This is a genomic window from Klebsiella sp. ZJOU C1, from assembly GCF_035620215.1.
In the GTDB taxonomy this organism is placed as follows: domain Bacteria; phylum Pseudomonadota; class Gammaproteobacteria; order Enterobacterales; family Enterobacteriaceae; genus Klebsiella; species Klebsiella variicola.
Genome location: NZ_CP141644.1, coordinates 629,558 through 648,211, shown reverse-complemented (window position 1 = coordinate 648,211; position 18,654 = coordinate 629,558). Strand labels below are relative to the sequence as shown.

The 18,654-nt window shown below is 61.7% G+C and carries 19 protein-coding genes and 1 pseudogene; 14 read left to right on the top strand and 6 right to left on the bottom strand.

Annotation, left to right across the window (positions count from 1 at the left end):
* Nucleotides 1-24 precede the first annotated feature (24 nt).
* Entirely contained in the window at nucleotides 25-558 is a 534-nt protein-coding gene (locus SPE70_RS03045; RefSeq protein ID WP_008807561.1) for a GNAT family N-acetyltransferase, read from the top strand.
* A 28-nt stretch (nucleotides 559-586) separates the two neighbouring features.
* Here SPE70_RS03045 and SPE70_RS03040 read toward each other — a convergent pair whose 3' ends face one another.
* The 5 genes from SPE70_RS03040 to SPE70_RS03020 form a co-directional block, all read right to left on the bottom strand.
* Nucleotides 587-1,597 (bottom strand): Ldh family oxidoreductase, encoded by a 1,011-nt coding sequence (locus SPE70_RS03040; protein WP_048964284.1) that lies wholly within the window; start codon nucleotides 1,595-1,597, stop codon nucleotides 587-589.
* Nucleotides 1,598-1,608: 11 nt separating this feature from the next.
* Nucleotides 1,609-3,210 carry an APC family permease gene (locus SPE70_RS03035; protein ID WP_012542949.1) on the bottom strand — a complete coding sequence of 534 codons (1,602 nt, stop codon included), beginning with the start codon at nucleotides 3,208-3,210 and terminating at the stop codon, nucleotides 1,609-1,611.
* Nucleotides 3,211-3,225: 15 nt separating this feature from the next.
* The gene (locus tag SPE70_RS03030) at nucleotides 3,226-4,830 is read right to left on the bottom strand and encodes an aldehyde dehydrogenase (NADP(+)) (RefSeq protein ID WP_064170631.1); all 1,605 of its coding nucleotides are present in this window, start codon (nucleotides 4,828-4,830) and stop codon (nucleotides 3,226-3,228) included.
* 14 nt (nucleotides 4,831-4,844) lie between these two features.
* Nucleotides 4,845-5,765 carry a dihydrodipicolinate synthase family protein gene (locus SPE70_RS03025; RefSeq protein ID WP_061155869.1) on the bottom strand — a complete coding sequence of 307 codons (921 nt, stop codon included), beginning with the start codon at nucleotides 5,763-5,765 and terminating at the stop codon, nucleotides 4,845-4,847.
* Nucleotides 5,766-5,916: 151 nt separating this feature from the next.
* Nucleotides 5,917-6,741, bottom strand: a complete 825-nt coding sequence (locus SPE70_RS03020) for an AraC family transcriptional regulator (RefSeq protein WP_064170632.1) — start codon at nucleotides 6,739-6,741, stop codon at nucleotides 5,917-5,919.
* A 310-nt stretch (nucleotides 6,742-7,051) separates the two neighbouring features.
* Between SPE70_RS03020 and SPE70_RS03015 the strand changes: the two genes are divergently transcribed.
* Genes SPE70_RS03015 through SPE70_RS03000 form a run of 4 tightly spaced genes read left to right on the top strand, consistent with a single transcriptional unit; the run spans nucleotide 7,052 to nucleotide 10,608 of the window.
* Nucleotides 7,052-7,999 (top strand): 4-hydroxyproline epimerase, encoded by a 948-nt coding sequence (locus tag SPE70_RS03015; RefSeq protein WP_042947117.1) that lies wholly within the window; start codon nucleotides 7,052-7,054, stop codon nucleotides 7,997-7,999.
* A complete protein-coding gene (locus SPE70_RS03010) occupies nucleotides 7,996-9,105 on the top strand; it encodes an NAD(P)/FAD-dependent oxidoreductase (RefSeq protein ID WP_032756150.1) in 1,110 nt (369 codons plus the stop codon). The genes SPE70_RS03015 and SPE70_RS03010 overlap by 4 nt, the downstream gene beginning before the upstream one ends.
* Nucleotides 9,102-9,365, top strand: a complete 264-nt coding sequence (locus tag SPE70_RS03005) for a (2Fe-2S)-binding protein (protein WP_023322030.1) — start codon at nucleotides 9,102-9,104, stop codon at nucleotides 9,363-9,365. The genes SPE70_RS03010 and SPE70_RS03005 overlap by 4 nt, the downstream gene beginning before the upstream one ends.
* Nucleotides 9,346-10,608 carry an FAD-dependent oxidoreductase gene (locus SPE70_RS03000; protein WP_100631991.1) on the top strand — a complete coding sequence of 421 codons (1,263 nt, stop codon included), beginning with the start codon at nucleotides 9,346-9,348 and terminating at the stop codon, nucleotides 10,606-10,608. Before SPE70_RS03005 ends, SPE70_RS03000 begins: the two co-directional genes overlap by 20 nt.
* A gap of 3 nt (nucleotides 10,609-10,611) precedes the next feature.
* Here SPE70_RS03000 and hpaR read toward each other — a convergent pair whose 3' ends face one another.
* Entirely contained in the window at nucleotides 10,612-11,052 is a 441-nt protein-coding gene (gene hpaR / locus SPE70_RS02995; protein ID WP_002887503.1) for a homoprotocatechuate degradation operon regulator HpaR, read from the bottom strand.
* A 64-nt stretch (nucleotides 11,053-11,116) separates the two neighbouring features.
* Between hpaR and SPE70_RS02990 the strand changes: the two are divergent.
* The 9 genes and pseudogenes from SPE70_RS02990 to hpaX all read left to right on the top strand — a co-directional run bounded on the left by SPE70_RS02990 (nucleotide 11,117) and on the right by hpaX (nucleotide 18,654).
* Nucleotides 11,117-11,281 (top strand): annotated as a pseudogene (locus SPE70_RS02990) (hypothetical protein).
* 58 nt (nucleotides 11,282-11,339) lie between these two features.
* Entirely contained in the window at nucleotides 11,340-11,972 is a 633-nt protein-coding gene (locus SPE70_RS02985) for a fumarylacetoacetate hydrolase family protein (protein ID WP_012969003.1), read from the top strand.
* The gene (locus tag SPE70_RS02980; RefSeq protein ID WP_064170634.1) at nucleotides 11,969-12,733 is read left to right on the top strand and encodes a fumarylacetoacetate hydrolase family protein; all 765 of its coding nucleotides are present in this window, start codon (nucleotides 11,969-11,971) and stop codon (nucleotides 12,731-12,733) included. Before SPE70_RS02985 ends, SPE70_RS02980 begins: the two co-directional genes overlap by 4 nt.
* Complete coding sequence (gene hpaE / locus SPE70_RS02975; RefSeq protein WP_023297017.1) at nucleotides 12,730-14,196, top strand: 5-carboxymethyl-2-hydroxymuconate semialdehyde dehydrogenase; 1,467 nt, start codon at nucleotides 12,730-12,732, stop codon at nucleotides 14,194-14,196. The genes SPE70_RS02980 and hpaE overlap by 4 nt, the downstream gene beginning before the upstream one ends.
* Before the next feature lies 1 nt (nucleotide 14,197).
* Nucleotides 14,198-15,055 (top strand): 3,4-dihydroxyphenylacetate 2,3-dioxygenase, encoded by an 858-nt coding sequence (gene hpaD / locus SPE70_RS02970; protein ID WP_002887492.1) that lies wholly within the window; start codon nucleotides 14,198-14,200, stop codon nucleotides 15,053-15,055.
* Between the two features lie 9 nt (nucleotides 15,056-15,064).
* Nucleotides 15,065-15,445, top strand: coding sequence for a 5-carboxymethyl-2-hydroxymuconate Delta-isomerase (locus SPE70_RS02965; RefSeq protein WP_008807573.1), 381 nt, complete (start codon nucleotides 15,065-15,067; stop codon nucleotides 15,443-15,445).
* 108 nt (nucleotides 15,446-15,553) lie between these two features.
* Nucleotides 15,554-16,357: a 2-oxo-hept-4-ene-1,7-dioate hydratase gene (gene hpaH, locus SPE70_RS02960; RefSeq protein WP_023339540.1), complete on the top strand. Its 804-nt coding sequence runs from the start codon at nucleotides 15,554-15,556 to the stop codon at nucleotides 16,355-16,357.
* Nucleotides 16,358-16,367: 10 nt separating this feature from the next.
* On the top strand, nucleotides 16,368-17,159 hold the full coding sequence (hpaI, locus tag SPE70_RS02955; RefSeq protein WP_064170635.1) for a 4-hydroxy-2-oxoheptanedioate aldolase: 792 nt from the start codon (nucleotides 16,368-16,370) through the stop codon (nucleotides 17,157-17,159).
* Between the two features lie 118 nt (nucleotides 17,160-17,277).
* Nucleotides 17,278-18,654 carry a 4-hydroxyphenylacetate permease gene (gene hpaX / locus SPE70_RS02950; RefSeq protein WP_012542960.1) on the top strand — a complete coding sequence of 459 codons (1,377 nt, stop codon included), beginning with the start codon at nucleotides 17,278-17,280 and terminating at the stop codon, nucleotides 18,652-18,654.

Below are 18,654 nucleotides of genomic sequence, written 5' to 3'. Positions count from 1 at the left end.
CCCGAAGGCTGCTATGCTGAGGTGATGAAAACTAACACTATAACTGCCGGTGCCGTATTACGCCTGACTCAGGAGAGCGATATCGCCCTTCTGCCCGCCATTGAACGTTCTGCCGCCCAGGCATTTCGCCAGATCCCCTCTCTCGCCTGGCTGGCGGACAGTGAGGTGATTAGCGTTGCGCGTCATCATGATTATCTGGAAACCGAGCATAGCCTGCTGGCGGAAGCCGCCGGGCAGCCGATTGGCTTTATTCTGACCGAACCGCTCGACGATGCGTTATTTATCGTCGAAGTCGCCGTCCATCAGGACTGGCAGCATCAGGGCATCGGCCGGATGCTGCTGAAGCAGGTTATTGAGGGCGCACAGCAGATGGGCTACCCGGCGGTAACCCTCACCACCTTCCGCGAGGTGCCGTGGAATGCGCCGTTTTATACCCGTCTGGGATTCACCATGCTCGATGAGCTGACCCTGCCTGCCGGACTGGCGGCAAAAAGGGAACAGGAGACCCGGCACGGCCTGCCGCCCGAGTCGCGCTGCGCCATGCGCCTGTCGCTCTGATGGTCGGCCCGCCGCGCTCCGCGCTTTACTATGGCCGCAAGGCGCAAATCTCATCATGCAATGAACGGCTGATGGTAACCCCCTGCCGCTCACTCTGCTGACGGCAGGCGAAACGCCGCTCGCCCGGCAGCCGCGCCCCCTGATCCTGCATCGCATTGAACAGCGTTTCGGCGCGCGCCAGCTGCTCTTGTGCCTGCGCGCCGAGAAAGCGCTGCGGATCCAGCGCCAGGATAAGCTCGCCGCCGTAGGGGAGCCCACCCGCGCCGTTATCCCACGCCAGCGATTCGGCGCTGGTCATATCGCCGATAAGCGGCCCGGCCAGCAGTTCAACCATTGCCGCCAGCGCCGAGCCCTTATGCCCGCCAAAGGTTAACATCGCGCCGTTCAGCACCTCCGCGGCATCGGTCGTTGGCTGTCCCTGACTGTCGATTCCCCATCCTTGCGGTAGCGCTTTGCCAGCACGCTGATACAGCTGGATCTCACCGCGCGCCGCGGCGCTGGTCGCCATATCAACAATAAACGGCGGCTTATCCCGCCGCGGCCAGCCAAAGGCAATAGGGTTGGTGCCGAACAGCGGACGCGTGCCGCCCGCCGGGGCGACCCAGGCGTGGCTTGGCGTGCAGGCCAGCCCCACCAGTCCTGCCTCGGTCAACGGCTCAATATCGGCAAACAGCGCGGAAAAATGGACGCAGCGGTTAATCGCCAGCGCCGCAATGCCGTTTTGCCGCGCCTTCTCCAGCAGCAGCGGCAGCGCGCGCTCGTAGGCCAGCAGTGAAAAAGCGCCCCCGGCGTCCGCCCGCGCAATCGCCGGCGCCTGGTCATGGATCTGCGGCTCGGCATCGGGCGATACCTTACCTTTGCGCAGGGTATCGACAATGCCCAACAGCCGCCACAGGCCGTGGGAAGCGCAGCCATCGCGTTCCCCGGCGGTCACATTGCGGGCAATCGCCTCCGCGTGGTCGGCGCTAAATCCATTGGCGCTGAGTACCTCCAGCGCCAGGTCATAAGCTTCAGGTAACGATAGAGTTACCGACTCCATACTGTTCTCCTTTACTCTTCTTCGTCTCCGCTAAAGTTAGCCTGCGGCAGGCAGCTGCGCGCGCCCCAGTAGTAAATCCCCAACGACATCGCCGCCACCAGCACCGTATCCCAGGGGTGACCGATAACATTAAGCCCGCCGAAGCTGCCCAGCCAGGAAAAGAGGATAATCAACGCATAAAACACGATCAGCCACAGCGAAGACTTCACCTGCTGCGCCAGGCTCACGGTATGTTCCGGCACCTTACCTTTGCACATCACGTAGACGACAAACATCACGATTTGCAGCCCCAGCAGCCACGAGAGCGTATTCCAGCCTGACCAGTAGACAATCAGCGCCGAGATCATAAACGATACCGGGCCGATGATGCCGAAGGCGCGCACGCGGAACGGCCGCGGCAAATCCGGCGCGTTGCGGCGCAGCCCGGCAGCGGTCACCGGAGCGATGGCGTAGCTCAGCACCAGGGCCGCCGACACCACGCTAATCAGCTGTTCCCAGGAGGGGAACGGCAGCGTCCAGAAGATTGAAAGCCCGAAGGTCAGCCACAGCGCCGGACGCGGAATCCCGGACGCTTTATCGATATGGGTAAAGGCTTTAAAGAAAGTACCCGCCTTCGCCCAGCCGTAGATCACCCGCGGCGTCGCGTTCATATAGATATTGCCGGTGCCGCTCGGGGAGATGATCGCATCGCTTATCACCATAAAGGCCAGCCAGCCCATGCCGAGGGTAATGGCGATATCGCGATACGGCAGCGAGAACTGTTTGCTCACCTCAGCCCAGCCGCCGTTCAGCATCTCGGTGGGGATACTGCCAAGGAACGCCAGCTGCAGCAGCACGTAGATAATCGTCGACAGCACCACTGATAAAATCAACGCAATAGGGATAGTCCGCTGCGGCTTTTGTACTTCGCTGGCCACCGAGATAATCGGCGTCAGTCCCAGATAAGCGAAGATAATTCCGCCCGCGCTGATCGCCGCTTCCACTCCGGACATGCCAAACGGCGCAATCCCCTGCGCGTGCAGGTTCTCCGGTTTAAAGAAGGCGAACAGCGTCACCACCACCAGCAGCGGCACCAGAAACTTGAGCACGCTGATGAAGTTGTTCGATCGGGCGAAGGTCTTAACGCTGTAGTAGTTAAGCGCGAAGAAGAAACAGAGCAGCAGGAACTGCACCACCCACCCCAGCAGCGTCGGCGAGCTGGAGCCCGGCTGGGTCAGCGCCGGAAACCAGGCCGCGGCATATTGCCGGGCGGCGACGATTTCAATTGAGATCAGGCTGGAGAAAGCGATCAGGGTGATGAACCCCAGCAGATAGCCCATCAGCTCACCGTGGGAAAAGACCGGGTAGCGAATAATGCCGCCGGCGCGCGGCAGCGCCGCCCCCAGCTCGCAGTAGACAATCCCCAGCAGCAATACTGCAAAGCCGCCGATCACCCACGAGGCGATCCCGGCCGGACCGGCGATGGAGGCCACGTGGCTGGCGGCGAATAACCATCCGGAGCCGAATATCGCCCCCAGGCCGATAAAGGTGAGATCGGTCAGGGTCAGCTGTTTTTTAAACTTACCCGACTCAGCAACGCGGGTTTGACTGTTATGCGTAGTGTGAATGGTCATGGTGATGCCCTTGCGTCAATGAGAGGAGGAAATCGCTTCCCGGGTCCACTGGCCGTTGACCAGGCGCAGCAGGTTCAAAGGGTTCGCATCCTGCAGCGCCGGCGGTAACAGGGCAGCCGGCGCGTTCTGCAGACAGACCGGGCGCAGAAAACGCTCAATCGCCCGGCTGCCGACCGAGGTCCCGCGTGCGTCGGTGGTCGCCGGCCACGGGCCGCCGTGGACCATCGCATCGCACACTTCCACGCCGGTGGGATACCCGTTAAACAGCACCCGTCCGGCCTTCTCACACAGCAGCGGTAGCAGGCTCGCCGCCAGCGGGCCATCATCCGCCTCAGCATGCACCGTCGCGGTGAGCTGCCCCTGCAGCGCTTTCACCACCGCCTGCAGCTGGGCCTCATCGTCCACTTCCACCAGCAGCGACAGCGGGCCGAAAACTTCGCTCTGCAGCAGCGTATCCTGCGCCAGCAGATCCTCGACCTGAGCCTGCCACAACTGGGTCTGCGCCTGCCCGACGCCGGCGACGAGGCCGCTCGCCAGCCTCTCAATACGCGGGTGCGCCGCCAGTGCCGCCACTCCCTGACGGTAGTGCTGAAGGGTCGGCGCATTGAGCAACACCTGCGGCGTGGAGTCCGCTACCGCCGCGCACAGCGCCGACTTAAAGCGTTCCAGCCCGGCGCCGCGCAGCGCCAGAATCAGCCCCGGACGGGTACAGAACTGGCCACCGCCGAGGGTGAATGACGCCACCAGCTCGTTTGCCAGCGCCTCGGCCCGCGTCTGCAGCGCCTGCGGCAGAATAATCAATGGGTTAATCGCCGACATTTCAGCAAACAGCGGAATTGGCTGCGGTCGCTGCTGCGCCAGCTGATACAGCGACTTACCGCCGGCCAACGAACCGGTAAAGCCAACGGCCTGAATCGCCGGATGACGGACCAATTCGGCGCCGATATCGGTCCCGAAAATCATATTGAATACGCCGCCGGGTAAACCGCACCGTACCACCGCCCTGACGATCGCCTCGGCGGTCAGCTCGGCGGTGGCCATATGGCCCGGATGGGCCTTCACCACCACCGGGCAGCCAGCCGCCAGCGCCGAGGCGGTATCGCCGCCAGCGGTAGAAAAGGCCAACGGAAAGTTGCTGGCGCCAAACACCGCCACCGGCCCTAACGCCTGCTGATACTGGCGCAGGTCCGGGCGCGGCAGCGGCTGACGGTCGGCTAAGGCGGTATCAATACGGGCGGCGAAGGTATCACCGCGCAGGATCACGCCAGCAAACATCCGCAACTGGCCGCTGGTGCGCGCCCGCTCTCCCTGTAGCCGCGCCAGCGGCAGCGCGGTCTCCTGCCCGGCGATAGCAAAAAACGGCTCGCCCAGCGCGTCCAGTTCATCGGCAATCGCGCAGAGAAAGTGCGCCCGCTGCTGCGGCGTGGTTTGTGAATAGACGGCAAAGGCCTGCTGCGCGGCTTCTGCGGCCAGTGCGGCTTCCTCACGGGAAGCCGGATAAAAGCGGTGGCCGGTGGCTTCGCCGTCCACCGCCCGCAGGCTCAATAGCGTCGCCTCACCGCTGGCAATACGGCGTCCGGCGATAAACTGCCGTCCCGCCATGGTCTGAGATGCATTCATAGTGACTCCTGTGCTCAGAGGCCGACATCCGGCAGCGTCGGACGAGTGGCCAGCGCCTGTTCAACGATCGCCACCACCTGCTGGCGCGTTTCGCCTTCCAGCGCCAGACGCGGCGGACGGGTAATGGCGCTGCCGCGGCCCAGCAACTCTTCACACAGCTTGATGCACTGCACCAGATCCGGACGCGCATCGAGATGCAGCAGCGGCATGAACCAGCGGTACAGCGCCATCGCCTCTTCGTAACGCTGCTGGCGGGCGAGACGGAATAACGTTTCCCCTTCGCGCGGGAAGGCGTTGGACATTCCGGAGATCCAGCCTTCCGCGCCGACGGCGATGCTTTCCACCACCACGTCATCCAGCCCGGCAAACAGCACGAAGCGGTCGCCAACGGTGTTACGCAGGTCGATAAAGCGGCGGGTATCGCCGGAGGAGTCTTTAAAGCAGACGATGTTGTCGCAGTCGGTCAGGGTGGCGAGAATGTCCGGCGTCACGTCGTTTTTGTAAATCGGCGGGTTGTTGTAGACCATAATCGGCAGGTCGGTAGCGCTCGCCACGCTGCGGAAGTGGGCCGCGGTTTCATGCGGTTTTGAGGAGTAGACCAGCGCCGGCATCACCATGATCCCGTCGACGCCGACGCACTCCGCCTCTTTCGCCATTTTCTGGGCGAAGGCGGTGGTGAACTCGGCCACCCCGGCGATGACCGGAATTTTGCCGCCGGCGGCATCCTTCGCCACCTCGATAATCTGTAGTTTTTCATCGGTGCTCAGCGAGGTGTTTTCACCCACGCTGCCGCATACCACCAGCCCGGAAACGCCATCTTTCACCAGGTTTTTCATCACCGCGTGAGTGGCGTCTAAATCGAGGGAGTAATCGCTACGAAACTGCGTGCTGACCGCCGGGAATACGCCGCTCCAGTGAATCGCTTTTTTGCTCATGCTCGGTTCCTTGTCGTCATTTTGTTAAGTCGAAGTGAATGAATGGTGAATATTCACTGACAGATTGACGTGTCGCGGAACCGGCGGCTTGTCGGTTTTCCCTCAATACGATGACGAAATTAGCACAGTCGGCAAAAGTGTGAGCCAGCGTTTATCCGAGCAGCGTGAGGCGAAAATCGCGCGGCGTCGAGCCGGTCATCGCCTTGAACTGGCGGCTAAAGGCGCTGTGATCGGTATACCCGCACTGCAGGGCGATATCGGTAATCGGCGTATCGCCAGCCAGCAGTTCGGTCGCTTTTTCCAGCCGCACTTTGTGGATCATCTGCCGCGGAGTGAGATGAAAGATCCGTTTGCAGTAGCGTTCGATCTGCGCAATCGACATCCCGCTTAAGGCGGTTAACTCTTCCATGGCGATCGGCCGGTGATAATGGCGGCGGATATGATCGTCGACGATCGCCAGCCGCTGCCACGCCGGATGGCGGGCATGAGCCTCCTGCAGATCGTGCGAGATCCCGGCCATGCCGATCACCTGCCCGCGGACATCGCGCAGCGCCAGTTTCTGCGTCAGGCACCAGCCGCGCTCGCGGCCATTGTAGAGATGCATTTCCAGCTGATCGCGCAGGGTCACACCTTCGCGCAACACCCGCAGATCCTGTTCGGTATAACCCTGACCCAGCGCGGAAGGAAAGACATCGGCGGAGGTTTTGCCCAGCAGCGAGGAGACGCTTTTGAAACCACAGCGGCGGGCCAGCGTCAGGTTCGCCAGCAGATAGCGCGCCTGACGATCTTTGATAAAAAAGACCACATTAGGAATGGCATTGAGCAGGGGCGCAATCAGCGCCAGCGCATTCAGCAGCACGGGCATATTTTCCGGCCGCTGGCGCGCCAGCCCTTCGCAGATCTGGCTCAGCTCATCGACGGCCAGCTCAGGTTGGTTAACCGCGCGCGGCGGCGCCGCATCAGAAACACCGATCATAAGGCCTCCTCATGGTAAGTGACCGAAGGATATTTATTCACTTTCCGTTAACACCTCAAGCAGCATCCCTCGGTTTTGCGATCCTGGATCCGCTTTACGCCTTCCCCTGATTTAGCCACTGGCGCAATGGTCACTTTCGGTTTACCACAGCATTAAGCAAATGATTAATAAGAAATAACTATGTGAAATAGAAATATGCCGCGCGCATGACTGTGCAGATTTCGTCATTTTCTCTGACGAAAGCGCTCAAGCAGGTCGGGAAAGGTTGCGCCAGCATGATGAAACATGTTGTTAACTTCCGGAGAGCCTGATGACCGCGCCACGCCCCCCTGTTACGTTGAGAGCTATTGATTCACATACCGGCGGCGAACCGACCCGCCTGATCGTTGACGGATTCCCCGATCTCGGCGGCGGCAGCATGGCGAAGCGCCGCGACCGCTTCGCCCGCGACTTCGACCATTGGCGTCAGGCGGCCATTCTCGAACCGCGCGGTAATGACGTACTGGTCGGCGCGCTGCTGTGCAAACCGGTCTCGGCGGCGGCTACCGCTGGCGTGATTTTCTTCAACAATGCCGGTTTTCTGAATATGTGCGGCCACGGCACAATCGGGCTTATCGCCTCGCTGGCCTGGCTTGGGCGTATCCAGCCCGGCGTACATCTGATTGAAACACCGGTCGGCGACGTAAGCGCTACGTTGCACGACGATGGCAGCGTATCGGTGCAAAACGTCCCGGCCCGCCGCTGGAAAAAACAGATCCGCGTTGAGACCGCGCATGGTCCCGTCATCGGCGATATTGCCTGGGGCGGCAACTGGTTTTTCCTGATTAACGACCACCCGTTCGCCATTACCCCCGAACAGATTCCACAGCTCACCGACTACGCCTGGGCGGTACGCGAGGGATTGGAGACGGCGGGGATCCGCGGCGACGACGGCGGCATTATCGACCATATCGAACTCTTCGCCGCTGACGATGCCGCCGACAGCCGCAACTTCGTACTCTGTCCGGGAAAGGCCTGGGATCGCTCGCCGTGCGGTACCGGCACCAGCGCCAAGCTGGCCTGCCTGGCGCAGGATGGCAAGCTGCAGCCGGGGGAAATCTGGCGTCAGGCCAGCATCATCGGCAGCCAGTTTACCGCCAGCTACCAGCGCACCGCGGAAGGCATCATCCCAACGATCCGCGGCGAAGCCTGGGTGTGTGGAGACAACCAGTTGATCCTCAACCCTGACGATCCCTTCTGCTGGGGGATCGCGCCGTGAAGCAGTGCGACGTCATCGTAATCGGCGCCGGGATCATCGGCGCCGCCTGCGCGTGGCAGCTGGCGAAGCGGGGGCAGAGCGTGACGCTTATCGACGACGGTCAGCCCGGCGCCACGGCGGCCGGTATGGGCCATCTGGTGTGCATGGATGACGACCCCGCCGAGCTTGCATTATCGGCATGGTCGCTGGAACGCTGGCGCGCTATCACGCCACGGATGCCCGACCATTGCGCCTGGCGCGGCTGCGGCACGCTGTGGCTGGCGGAAAGCGAAGAAGAGATGGCCGTCGCGGGCGAAAAACTGCGGCGGCTGGCCAGCTATCAGGTGCCCAGCGAACGCCAGACCCCGCAGCAGATCGCCGGGCGCGAACCGCTGCTGCGCGGCGGGCTGGCGGGCGGCCTGTGGGTGCCAGGCGATGGCATCCTTTACGCGCCAAACGTCGCCCGCTGGCTGATGGCCGATGCCGGAGACCATCTTACCTGCCTGCACGACAGCGCGCAGGCGATTACCGAACCGCAGGTGCTGCTCGCCAGCGGCAAACGGCTACAGGCGCGGGCCATCGTGGTGGCCTGCGGACTTGAAGCCAACGCGCTGTTAGCGGAAAACTGGCTGCGACCGAAAAAAGGCCAACTGGCGATTACCGATCGCTACCGGCCGCGGGTGCATCACCAGCTGGTTGAGCTGGGTTACGGCGCCAGCGCCCATGGCGGCGGCACCTCGGTGGCGTTTAACCTTCAGCCGCGGCCAACCGGCCAGCTGCTGATTGGCTCTTCGCGTCAGTTTGATAACCGTGAGCGCGAGTTGGATCTGCCCTTGCTGGCGCAGATGCTCGATCGCGCCCGCCATTTCGTGCCGGCGCTGGCGACGTTGAATATCATCCGCTGCTGGAGCGGCCTGCGCGCCGCCTCGCAGGATGGCAACCCGCTGATCGGCCCGCATCCCACGCGCCGTGGCGTATGGCTGGCGCTGGGCCATGAAGGGCTGGGCGTCACCACCGCTCCGGCCACAGCTGAACTGCTGGCGGCGCAGATCCTCGATGAACGCTGCCCATTGGCGCCCGACGCCTGGCTCCCGGCCCGTTTGTGTCAACAGGAGGCGATTGCATGAAGGCCACGCTCACTATCACCATTGATGGCGAAGCGCTGACGGTGCCGGAAGGCATTAGCGTGGCGGCGGCGCTGGCGTTGACCGGCGACCCCACCACCCGCCAGGCGGTTAACGGCGAGCTCCGCGCGCCGTTTTGCGGCATGGGCGTCTGCCAGGAGTGCCGGGTCACCGTCGATGGCCTTCGGGTGCTGGCCTGCCAGACCCTGTGCCGGGCCGGTATGCAAATAGAAAGGAGCCACGATGAACACGCTGCGCTGTGACATTTTAATCCTCGGCGCCGGCCCCGCCGGCATGGCGGCCGCGCTCTCCGCCGCCGCCTGCGATAAACAGGTGATTATTCTCGACGATAACCCCGCCCCTGGCGGACAAATCTGGCGCGCGGGTCCGCAGGCGACGCAGCCCGCCCTGGCCCGGCGCTACCGCGACGCCATCGCCGCGTCTGCCGCCATCCGGGTAGTGAACGGCGCACGGCTGATTGCCCGCCCCTCCGCGCACAGCGTGCTGTTTGAAACCGCCGACGGCGGCGGCGTGGTTTGCTGGCAGAAACTGATCCTCTGCTGCGGCGCGCGCGAGCTGTCGCTGCCCTTTCCCGGCTGGACCTTACCCGGCGTGACCGGCGCGGGCGGCCTGCAGGCGCAAATCAAACAGGGCCTGTCGCTGAAAGGAGAAAAGGTGGTGATTGCCGGCAGCGGTCCGCTACTGCTGGCGGTGGCGGATACGGTGAACAAGGCTGGAGGCGACGTGACGAATATCATTGAACAAGCGCCGCTCCCGGCGCTGCTGCGCTTCGCCGGCGGGCTGTGGCGCTGGCCGCAGAAGCTGCGCCAGTTAGCGACGCTGGCCCCGAAAGGCTATCTGAGCGGCGCGCAGGCGATCCGCGCTCACGGCGCAACGCGGCTGGAAGCCGTTACGCTTCGCCAGCGCGGCGTCGAGCGGACTATCGCCTGCGATCGGCTGGCTATCGGCTACGGGCTGATACCCAATATCGAGACGGGGCTGCTGTTTGGCTGCGCCACGGCACAGGAGGCGATCCAGGTTAACCGCTGGCAGCAAACCAGCGTCGCGGATATCTATGCCGCCGGCGAGTGCACCGGTTTCGGCGGTAGCGAGCTGGCGCTGGCGGAGGGCGAAATCGCCGGGTATGCCGCCGCCGGGGCCAGCCAGCAAGCGCAGGCGTTATTTACCCGCCGCGCCCGCTGGCAGCGTTTCGCCGAAGCAATCAACCGTACCTTCCGGCTGACGGAATCCTTGAAAGACGCCGCAACGCCGGAGAGCCTGCTGTGCCGCTGCGAGGATGTACGCTGCGGCGATGTGGCGGCCGCCGGAGGCTGGCCGCAGGCCAAACTTACCCAGCGCTGCGGAATGGGCGCTTGTCAGGGGCGCACCTGCGCCGCCAGCGCCCGCTGGTTGTACGGCTGGCCGCTGCCGCAGCCAAGAGAACCGCTGGCCCCCGCCCGCGCGGAAACGCTTATTGCCCTCGCCCGGCCGAGCGCCGAGCCGTAACCGCTACTCTTCTTCATCACCGCGCCCGGCAGGGACGCCAAGCGCAATAAACTCCTCCAGCAGCGAGGTCAGTTGCTGCAGCTTTTCCGTGGTGAACTGGGCCTCCAGCAGACGATAGGTTTCTTCCACCTCGGCCTGAGCGCTTTCATACAGCGCGGTTCCGGCAGGCGTCAGCGAGACGTACAGCTTGCGCTGATCGTTAACCGGCTTTAAGCGCAGCACCAGCCCATCCCGCTCCATGCGCGTCAAAATCCCGGTCAGGCTGGGGCGCAGGATGCAGGCGCGAAAGGCCAGATCGTGAAAATCCATCGACGGACGTTCGGCGAGAATTCGCACGATCCGCCACTGCTGTTCGGTGAGATTGTGCCGTTTGACGATCGGCCGAAAGTAGGCCATCGCCGCCTCACGCGCCTGCAACAAGGCAATGGTTAATGAATCATGCATAGTATCCCCTCTACAGCCTCATCCAAAACTTATTAACAACTTAATAATTAGCTTTAATCCTGCCATGTACAACCGGTTTCTGCACCTGAAAAGTACCAGCCTCTTCCTGAAAAACAGTCAACTCATTGATTAAAAACCAATAAGTTATTGATGTGTAAATATTGTGTTAATCAGATCACAAAACATTCACTTCCAGTTGCTAAACCTGGCCGCAAAGCATAAAAGATGATCATTAACATATTAATGAAATGCATTTAAATCCGAAATCAGTACCAGAGGAGTGGTGAATGAAAGGTACCATCTTCGCCGTTGCGCTCAATCATCGCAGCCAGCTCGACGCCTGGCGCGAAGCGTTTCAACAGGCCCCCTACAAGACGCCGCCGAAAACCGCGGTCTGGTTTATCAAGCCGCGCAATACCGTGATTGGCGACGGCGAGGCGATCCCCTATCCGCAGGGCGAGACCGTACAAAGCGGCGCGACGGTGGCGCTGATTGTCGGCAAAACCGCGCGTAAAGTGGCGGCGGCAGAGGCAGCGAACTATATCGCCGGCTACGCGCTGGCTAACGATGTGAGTCTGCCGGAAGAGAGTTTTTATCGCCCGGCGATCAAGGCGAAATGCCGCGATGGCTTCTGCCCCGTCGGCGCGCTGTCGGCGGTGCGTAACGTCGATAACCTGACCATCATCACCGAAATCAACGGCCGCGAGGCGGATAGCTGGCATACCGGCGATCTGCAGCGTAACGCCGCGCAGCTGCTGAGCGCCTTAAGCGAGTTCGCCACCCTCAATCCCGGCGACGCGATCCTTATCGGCACGCCCCACTCTCGCGTCACGCTGCGCCCCGGCGACCGCGTACGTATTCTCGCCGACGGATTCCCGGCGCTGGAAAACCCGGTTGTCGCAGAAGGAGAGCTGGCATGAAACAGGCACGCATTGAATGGCAGGGACAGGTACGCGACGTGCTGGTCGATGAACGCGACCAGGTGCGCCTGAACGATGGCACGGTATTGAAAGAAGGCGAATTCCGCTGGTTGCCGCCCGCCGACGGCACGCTGTTCGCGCTGGGGCTGAACTACGCCGACCACGCCAACGAGCTGGAATTTAAGCCGCCAACCGAGCCTTTGGTGTTCATCAAAGCGCCGAACACCTTTATTGGCCACCAGCAGCAGTCGGTACGCCCGGATAACGTCGAATACATGCACTACGAAGCCGAACTGGTGGTGGTGATCGGGAAAACCGCGCGCCGCGTCAGCGAAGCCGAGGCCATGGACTATGTCGCTGGCTATACCGTGTGCAACGACTACGCGATCCGCGACTACCTGGAAAACTACTACCGCCCGAACCTGCGGGTCAAAAGCCGCGATACCCTGACGCCGATTGGCCCGTGGATCGTCGCCAAAGAGGCGATCCCGGATCCGCATAATCTGGCCCTGCGCACCTGGGTCAACGGCGAACTGCGCCAGCAGGGCACCACCGCCGATCTGATCTTCAGCATCCCGTTCCTCATCGCTTATTTAAGCGAATTTATGACCCTGCAACCGGGCGACATGATCGCCACCGGCACGCCGAAAGGGCTATCCGATGTGGTGCCGGGCGACGAGGTGATCGTTGAAGTCGAGGGCGTGGGCCGCCTGGTCAACCATATCATCAGCCAGCAAGCGTATGAGGAGACACTGTCATGAAAAAGATTAACCATTGGATCAACGGTAAAAACGTTGCCGGCGCAGACTATTTTCATACCACCAACCCGGCCACCGGCGAGGTACTGGCTGAAGTCGCCTCTGGCGGCGAAGCCGAGGTTCACCAGGCGGTAGCGGCGGCGAAAGAGGCCTTTCCGAAGTGGGCTAACCTGCCGATGAAAGAGCGCGCGCGCCTGATGCGCCGCCTGGGGGATCTGATCGATCAGAACGTCCCGGAGATCGCGGCGATGGAAACCGCCGATACCGGCCTGCCTATCCACCAGACCAAAAACGTGCTGATCCCGCGGGCGTCGCATAACTTCGAATTTTTCGCCGAAGTGTGCCAGCAGATGAACGGCAAGACCTATCCGGTCGACGACAAGATGCTTAACTATACCCTCGTGCAGCCGGTTGGTGTGTGCGCGCTGGTGTCGCCGTGGAACGTACCGTTTATGACCGCCACCTGGAAGGTGGCGCCGTGCCTGGCGCTGGGGAATACCGCGGTGCTGAAAATGTCCGAGCTGTCGCCGCTGACCGCCGATCGTCTGGGCGAGCTGGCGCTGGAAGCCGGGATCCCGGCTGGCGTGCTCAACGTGGTGCAGGGCTATGGCGCCACCGCCGGCGACGCGCTGGTGCGCCATCATGATGTGCGCGCCGTCTCCTTCACCGGCGGCACCGCCACCGGCCGCAACATCATGAAGAACGCCGGTCTGAAAAAGTACTCTATGGAGCTCGGCGGAAAATCGCCGGTGCTGATTTTTGAAGACGCCGATATTGAGCGCGCGCTCGACGCCGCGCTGTTCACCATCTTCTCGATCAACGGCGAACGCTGCACCGCCGGTTCGCGCATTTTCATTCAGCAGAGTATTTATCCGGAGTTCGTCAAGCGCTTCGCCGAGCGCGCCAACCGCCTGCGCGTGGGCGATCCGACCGATCCGAATACCCAGGTCGGCGCGCTGATTAGCAAGCAGCACTGGGAGAAAGTGTCCGGCTACATTCGCCTCGGCATCGAAGAGGGCGCCACCCTGCTGGCCGGCGGCGCGGATAAACCGTCCGACCTGCCGGCGCATCTGAAAGCCGGCAACTTCCTGCGCCCGACGGTACTGGCGGATGTCGACAACCGCATGCGCGTCGCCCAGGAAGAGATTTTTGGCCCGGTCGCCTGCCTGCTGCCGTTCAAAGACGAAGCGGAAGGGCTGCGCCTGGCGAACGATGTGGAATACGGCCTGGCGTCGTATATCTGGACCCAGGACGTCAGCAAAGTGCTGCGTCTGGCGCGCGGTATTGAAGCCGGGATGGTGTTCGTCAACACCCAGAACGTGCGAGACCTGCGTCAGCCGTTCGGCGGCGTGAAGGCCTCCGGCACCGGCCGCGAAGGCGGCGAGTACAGCTTTGAAGTGTTCGCCGAAATGAAAAACGTCTGCATCTCGATGGGCGACCATCCGATCCCGAAATGGGGAGTCTGATATGGGTAAGTTAGCGTTAGCAGCAAAAATCACTCACGTGCCGTCGATGTATCTGTCTGAGCTGCCGGGGAAAAACCACGGCTGCCGCCAGGGCGCGATCGACGGGCATAAAGAAATTGGCAAGCGCTGCCGTGAAATGGGCGTCGATACCATCATCGTGTTCGACACCCACTGGCTGGTCAACAGCGCCTATCACATCAACTGCGCCGACCATTTTCAGGGCGTCTACACCAGTAACGAACTGCCGCATTTTATTCGCGACATGACCTACGACTACGACGGCAATCCGGAGCTGGGCCAGCTTATCGCCGACGAGGCCGTAAAGCTCGGCGTACGCGCCAAAGCACACAATATTCCCAGCCTGAAGCTGGAGTACGGCACCCTGGTGCCAATGCGCTACATGAACAGCGATAAGCATTTCAAGGTGGTGTCCATTTCCGCGTTTTGTACCGTTCACGACTTTGCCGACAGCCGCAGGCTGGGCGAGGCCATCCTCAAAGCCATTGAGAAATATGACGGCACCGTAGCGGTGCTGGCCAGCGGTTCGCTGTCGCACCGCTTTATCGATGACCAGCGCGCCGAAGAGGGCATGAACAGCTACACCCGCGAGTTTGATCATCAGATGGATGAGCGCGTGGTGAAACTGTGGCGGGAGGGCAAATTCAAAGAGTTCTGCACCATGCTGCCGGAGTACGCCGACTACTGCTACGGCGAAGGCAACATGCACGACACGGTGATGCTGCTCGGTCTGCTGGGTTGGGATAAATACGACGGCAAGGTGGAGTTTATCACCGAGCTATTCGCCAGCTCCGGTACCGGCCAGGTTAACGCCGTGTTCCCGTTGCCAGCGCAGGCGTAAGGGGGCCCCATGCCGCATTTTATCGCCGAATGTACCGACAACATCCGTGAACAGGCCGATTTACCGGGCCTGTTCGCCAAAGTCAACGAGGCGCTGGCCGCCACCGGCATCTTTCCGATCGGCGGGATCCGCAGCCGCGCCCACTGGCTCGATACCTGGCAGATGGCCGACGGCAAGCAGGATTACGCCTTCGTGCATATGACCCTGAAGATCGGCGCCGGGCGCAGTCTGGAGAGCCGTCAGGACGTGGGAGATATGCTGTTCGCACTGATCAAAGCCCATTTTGCCGCGCTAATGGAGAGCCGCTATCTGGCGCTGTCGTTCGCCATGGAAGAACTCGACCCGACGCTGAACTACAAACAGAACAACGTGCACGCGTTATTTAAATAATGTGCAAATTGCCCGGTGGCGCTGCGCTTACCGGGCCTACAACGGCCATGAATTTGTAGGCCGGATAAGCGAAGCGCCATCCGGCAATGCAATGCCACAGGAATCACTATGCTCGATAAACAGACCCGCACCCTGATTGCCCAGCGGCTGAACCAGGCCGAAAAACAGCGTGAACAGATCCGCGCGATCTCGCTGGATTATCCGTCGATCACCATTGAGGACGCCTACGCCGTCCAGCGCGAGTGGGTCGAAATGAAGATCGCCGAAGGCCGCGCGCTCAAAGGCCACAAGATCGGCCTGACCTCTAAAGCGATGCAGGCCAGTTCGCAGATCAGCGAGCCGGACTACGGCGCGCTGCTCGACGATATGTTCTTCCACGACGGCAGCGATATTCCCACCGACCGCTTTATCGTGCCACGTATTGAAGTCGAGCTGGCCTTCGTGCTGGCCAAACCGCTGCGCGGCCCGAACTGCACGCTGTTTGATGTCTACAACGCCACCGACTACGTTATCCCGGCGCTGGAGCTTATCGACGCGCGTTGCCACAACATCGACCCGGAAACCCAGCGTCCGCGCAAAGTGTTCGACACTATCTCCGATAACGCCGCCAACGCCGGGGTGATCCTCGGCGGCCGGCCGATTAAACCAGACGAGCTCGACCTGCGCTGGATCTCCGCCCTGCTGTATCGCAACGGCGTGATTGAGGAGACCGGCGTCGCCGCGGGCGTACTCAATCATCCGGCCAACGGCGTGGCGTGGCTGGCCAACAAACTGGCGCCATACGATGTCCAGCTCGAAGCCGGGCAGATTATCCTCGGCGGCTCCTTCACCCGTCCGGTCCCGGCGCGCAAGGGCGATACCTTCCACGTCGACTACGGCAACATGGGCGCCATCAGCTGCCGCTTTGTTTGAGGAAAGCAACATGAACAACGCATTTAAAGAGGCGCTCAAGACCGGGCGTCCGCAAATCGGCCTATGGCTTGGGCTGTGCAGCAGCTACAGCGCCGAACTGCTGGCCGGCGCGGGCTTCGACTGGCTGCTGATCGACGGCGAACACGCGCCCAACAATGTACAAACGGTGCTGACCCAGCTTCAGGCCATTGCGCCCTACCCCAGCCAGCCGGTGGTTCGTCCGTCGTGGAACGATCCGGTGCAGATCAAACAGCTGCTGGACGTCGGCGCGCAAACTCTGCTGGTGCCGATGGTGCAGAATGCCGAAGAAGCGCGGCTGGCGGTAAGCGCCACCCGCTACCCGCCTGCCGGCATCCGCGGAGTCGGCAGCGCGCTGGCCCGCGCCTCACGCTGGAATCGCATTCCGGATTATATCCACCGGGCCAATGACGCCATGTGCGTACTGGTACAGATTGAGACCCGCGAAGCGCTGAAAAATTTGCCGCAGATCCTCGATGTCGACGGGGTGGACGGCGTGTTTATCGGCCCGGCGGATCTCAGCGCCGATATGGGCCACGGCGGCAACCCACAACACCCGGAAGTGCAGGCCGCCATTGAAGATGCCATCCAGCAAATCCGCCAGGCCGGAAAGGCGCCGGGGATCCTGATGGCCAATGAACAGCTGGCGAAACGCTATCTCGAACTGGGCGCGCTGTTCGTCGCCGTCGGCGTCGATACCACCCTGCTGGCCCGCGGCGCAGAAGCGCTGGCGGCGCGGTTTGGCGCGGAAAAAACCGACCTGGGTTCGTCAGGCGTCTACTAACGCCGGGTGGCGCTACGCTCATCCGGCCCGGAGCAGCAGCGAATCGCAGGTCCGGTAAGCGCAGCACTACCGGGCAACCCGCAGTACCCTACAAAATTCCCATTAGAGGAAAATAATAATGAGCGATACATCACCTGCCATCCCGGAAAAGTTCGATCCGGCGAATCAGCACAAACAGCTGACGGCGCAGCAGCAGTCGGTTATCAACAAGCTCTTCCGCCGTCTGATCGTGTTTTTATTCGTCCTGTTTATCTTTTCGTTTTTAGACCGGATCAATATCGGCTTTGCTGGATTAACCATGGGGCAGGATCTGGGCCTCAACGCCACCATGTTTGGCCTGGCCACCACCCTGTTTTACGCCACTTACGTCATTTTTGGCATTCCCAGCAACGTGATGCTCAGCATCGTCGGCGCACGACGCTGGATCGCTACCATCATGGTGCTGTGGGGCATCGCCTCTACCGCCACCATGTTCGCCACCGGACCAAAAAGTCTCTATGTTCTGCGCATGCTGGTGGGGATCACCGAGGCCGGTTTCCTGCCGGGTATCCTGCTGTACCTGACCTACTGGTTCCCGGCATTTTTCCGCGCCCGCGCTAACGCGTTGTTTATGATTGCGATGCCGGTGACCACCGCGCTGGGGTCGATCGTCTCCGGCTATATCTTGTCCCTCGACGGTCTGCTGAACCTGCACGGCTGGCAGTGGCTGTTCCTGCTGGAAGGCTTCCCGTCGGTGCTGCTCGGCATTATGGTCTGGTTCTGGCTCGATGATTCGCCGTCGAAGGCCAGGTGGCTGACGGCGGAGGACAAAAAATGTCTGCAGGAGATGATGGATAACGATCGCCTGACTCTGGTGCAGCCGGAAGGGGCCATCAGCCATCACGCCATGCAGCAGCGCAGCCTGTGGCGGGAAGTGTTCACCCCGATCGTGTTGATGTATACCCTCGCCTACTTCTGCCTGACCAATACGCTCAGCGCGATCAGCATCTGGACGCCGCAGATCCTCAAAAGCTTTAACGAAAGCAGCAGCAATATCACCATCGGTCTGCTGGCGGCGATCCCGCAAATTTGTACCATTCTCGGGATGATCTACTGGAGCCGCCACTCCGATAAATACCAGGAGCGGAAGCATCACACTGCCCTGCCGTTCCTGTTCGCCGCTGCGGGCTGGCTGCTGGCGTCAGCCACCGATCATAACCTGATCCAGCTGCTCGGGATCGTGATGGCCTCCACCGGATCGTTTAGCGCTATGGCCATCTTCTGGACCACGCCGGATCAGTCCATCAGTCTGCGTGCCCGCGCAATCGGCATTGCGGTGATCAACGCCACCGGCAATATCGGATCGGCGCTCAGTCCCTTTATGATCGGCTGGCTGAAGGATATTACCGGCAGCTTCAGCAGCGGGCTGTGGTTCGTCGCCGCACTGCTGGTGATTGGCGCGGTGATCATCTGGGCGATTCCGATGAAGGGCTCGCGCCCTCGCGCGACACCGTAA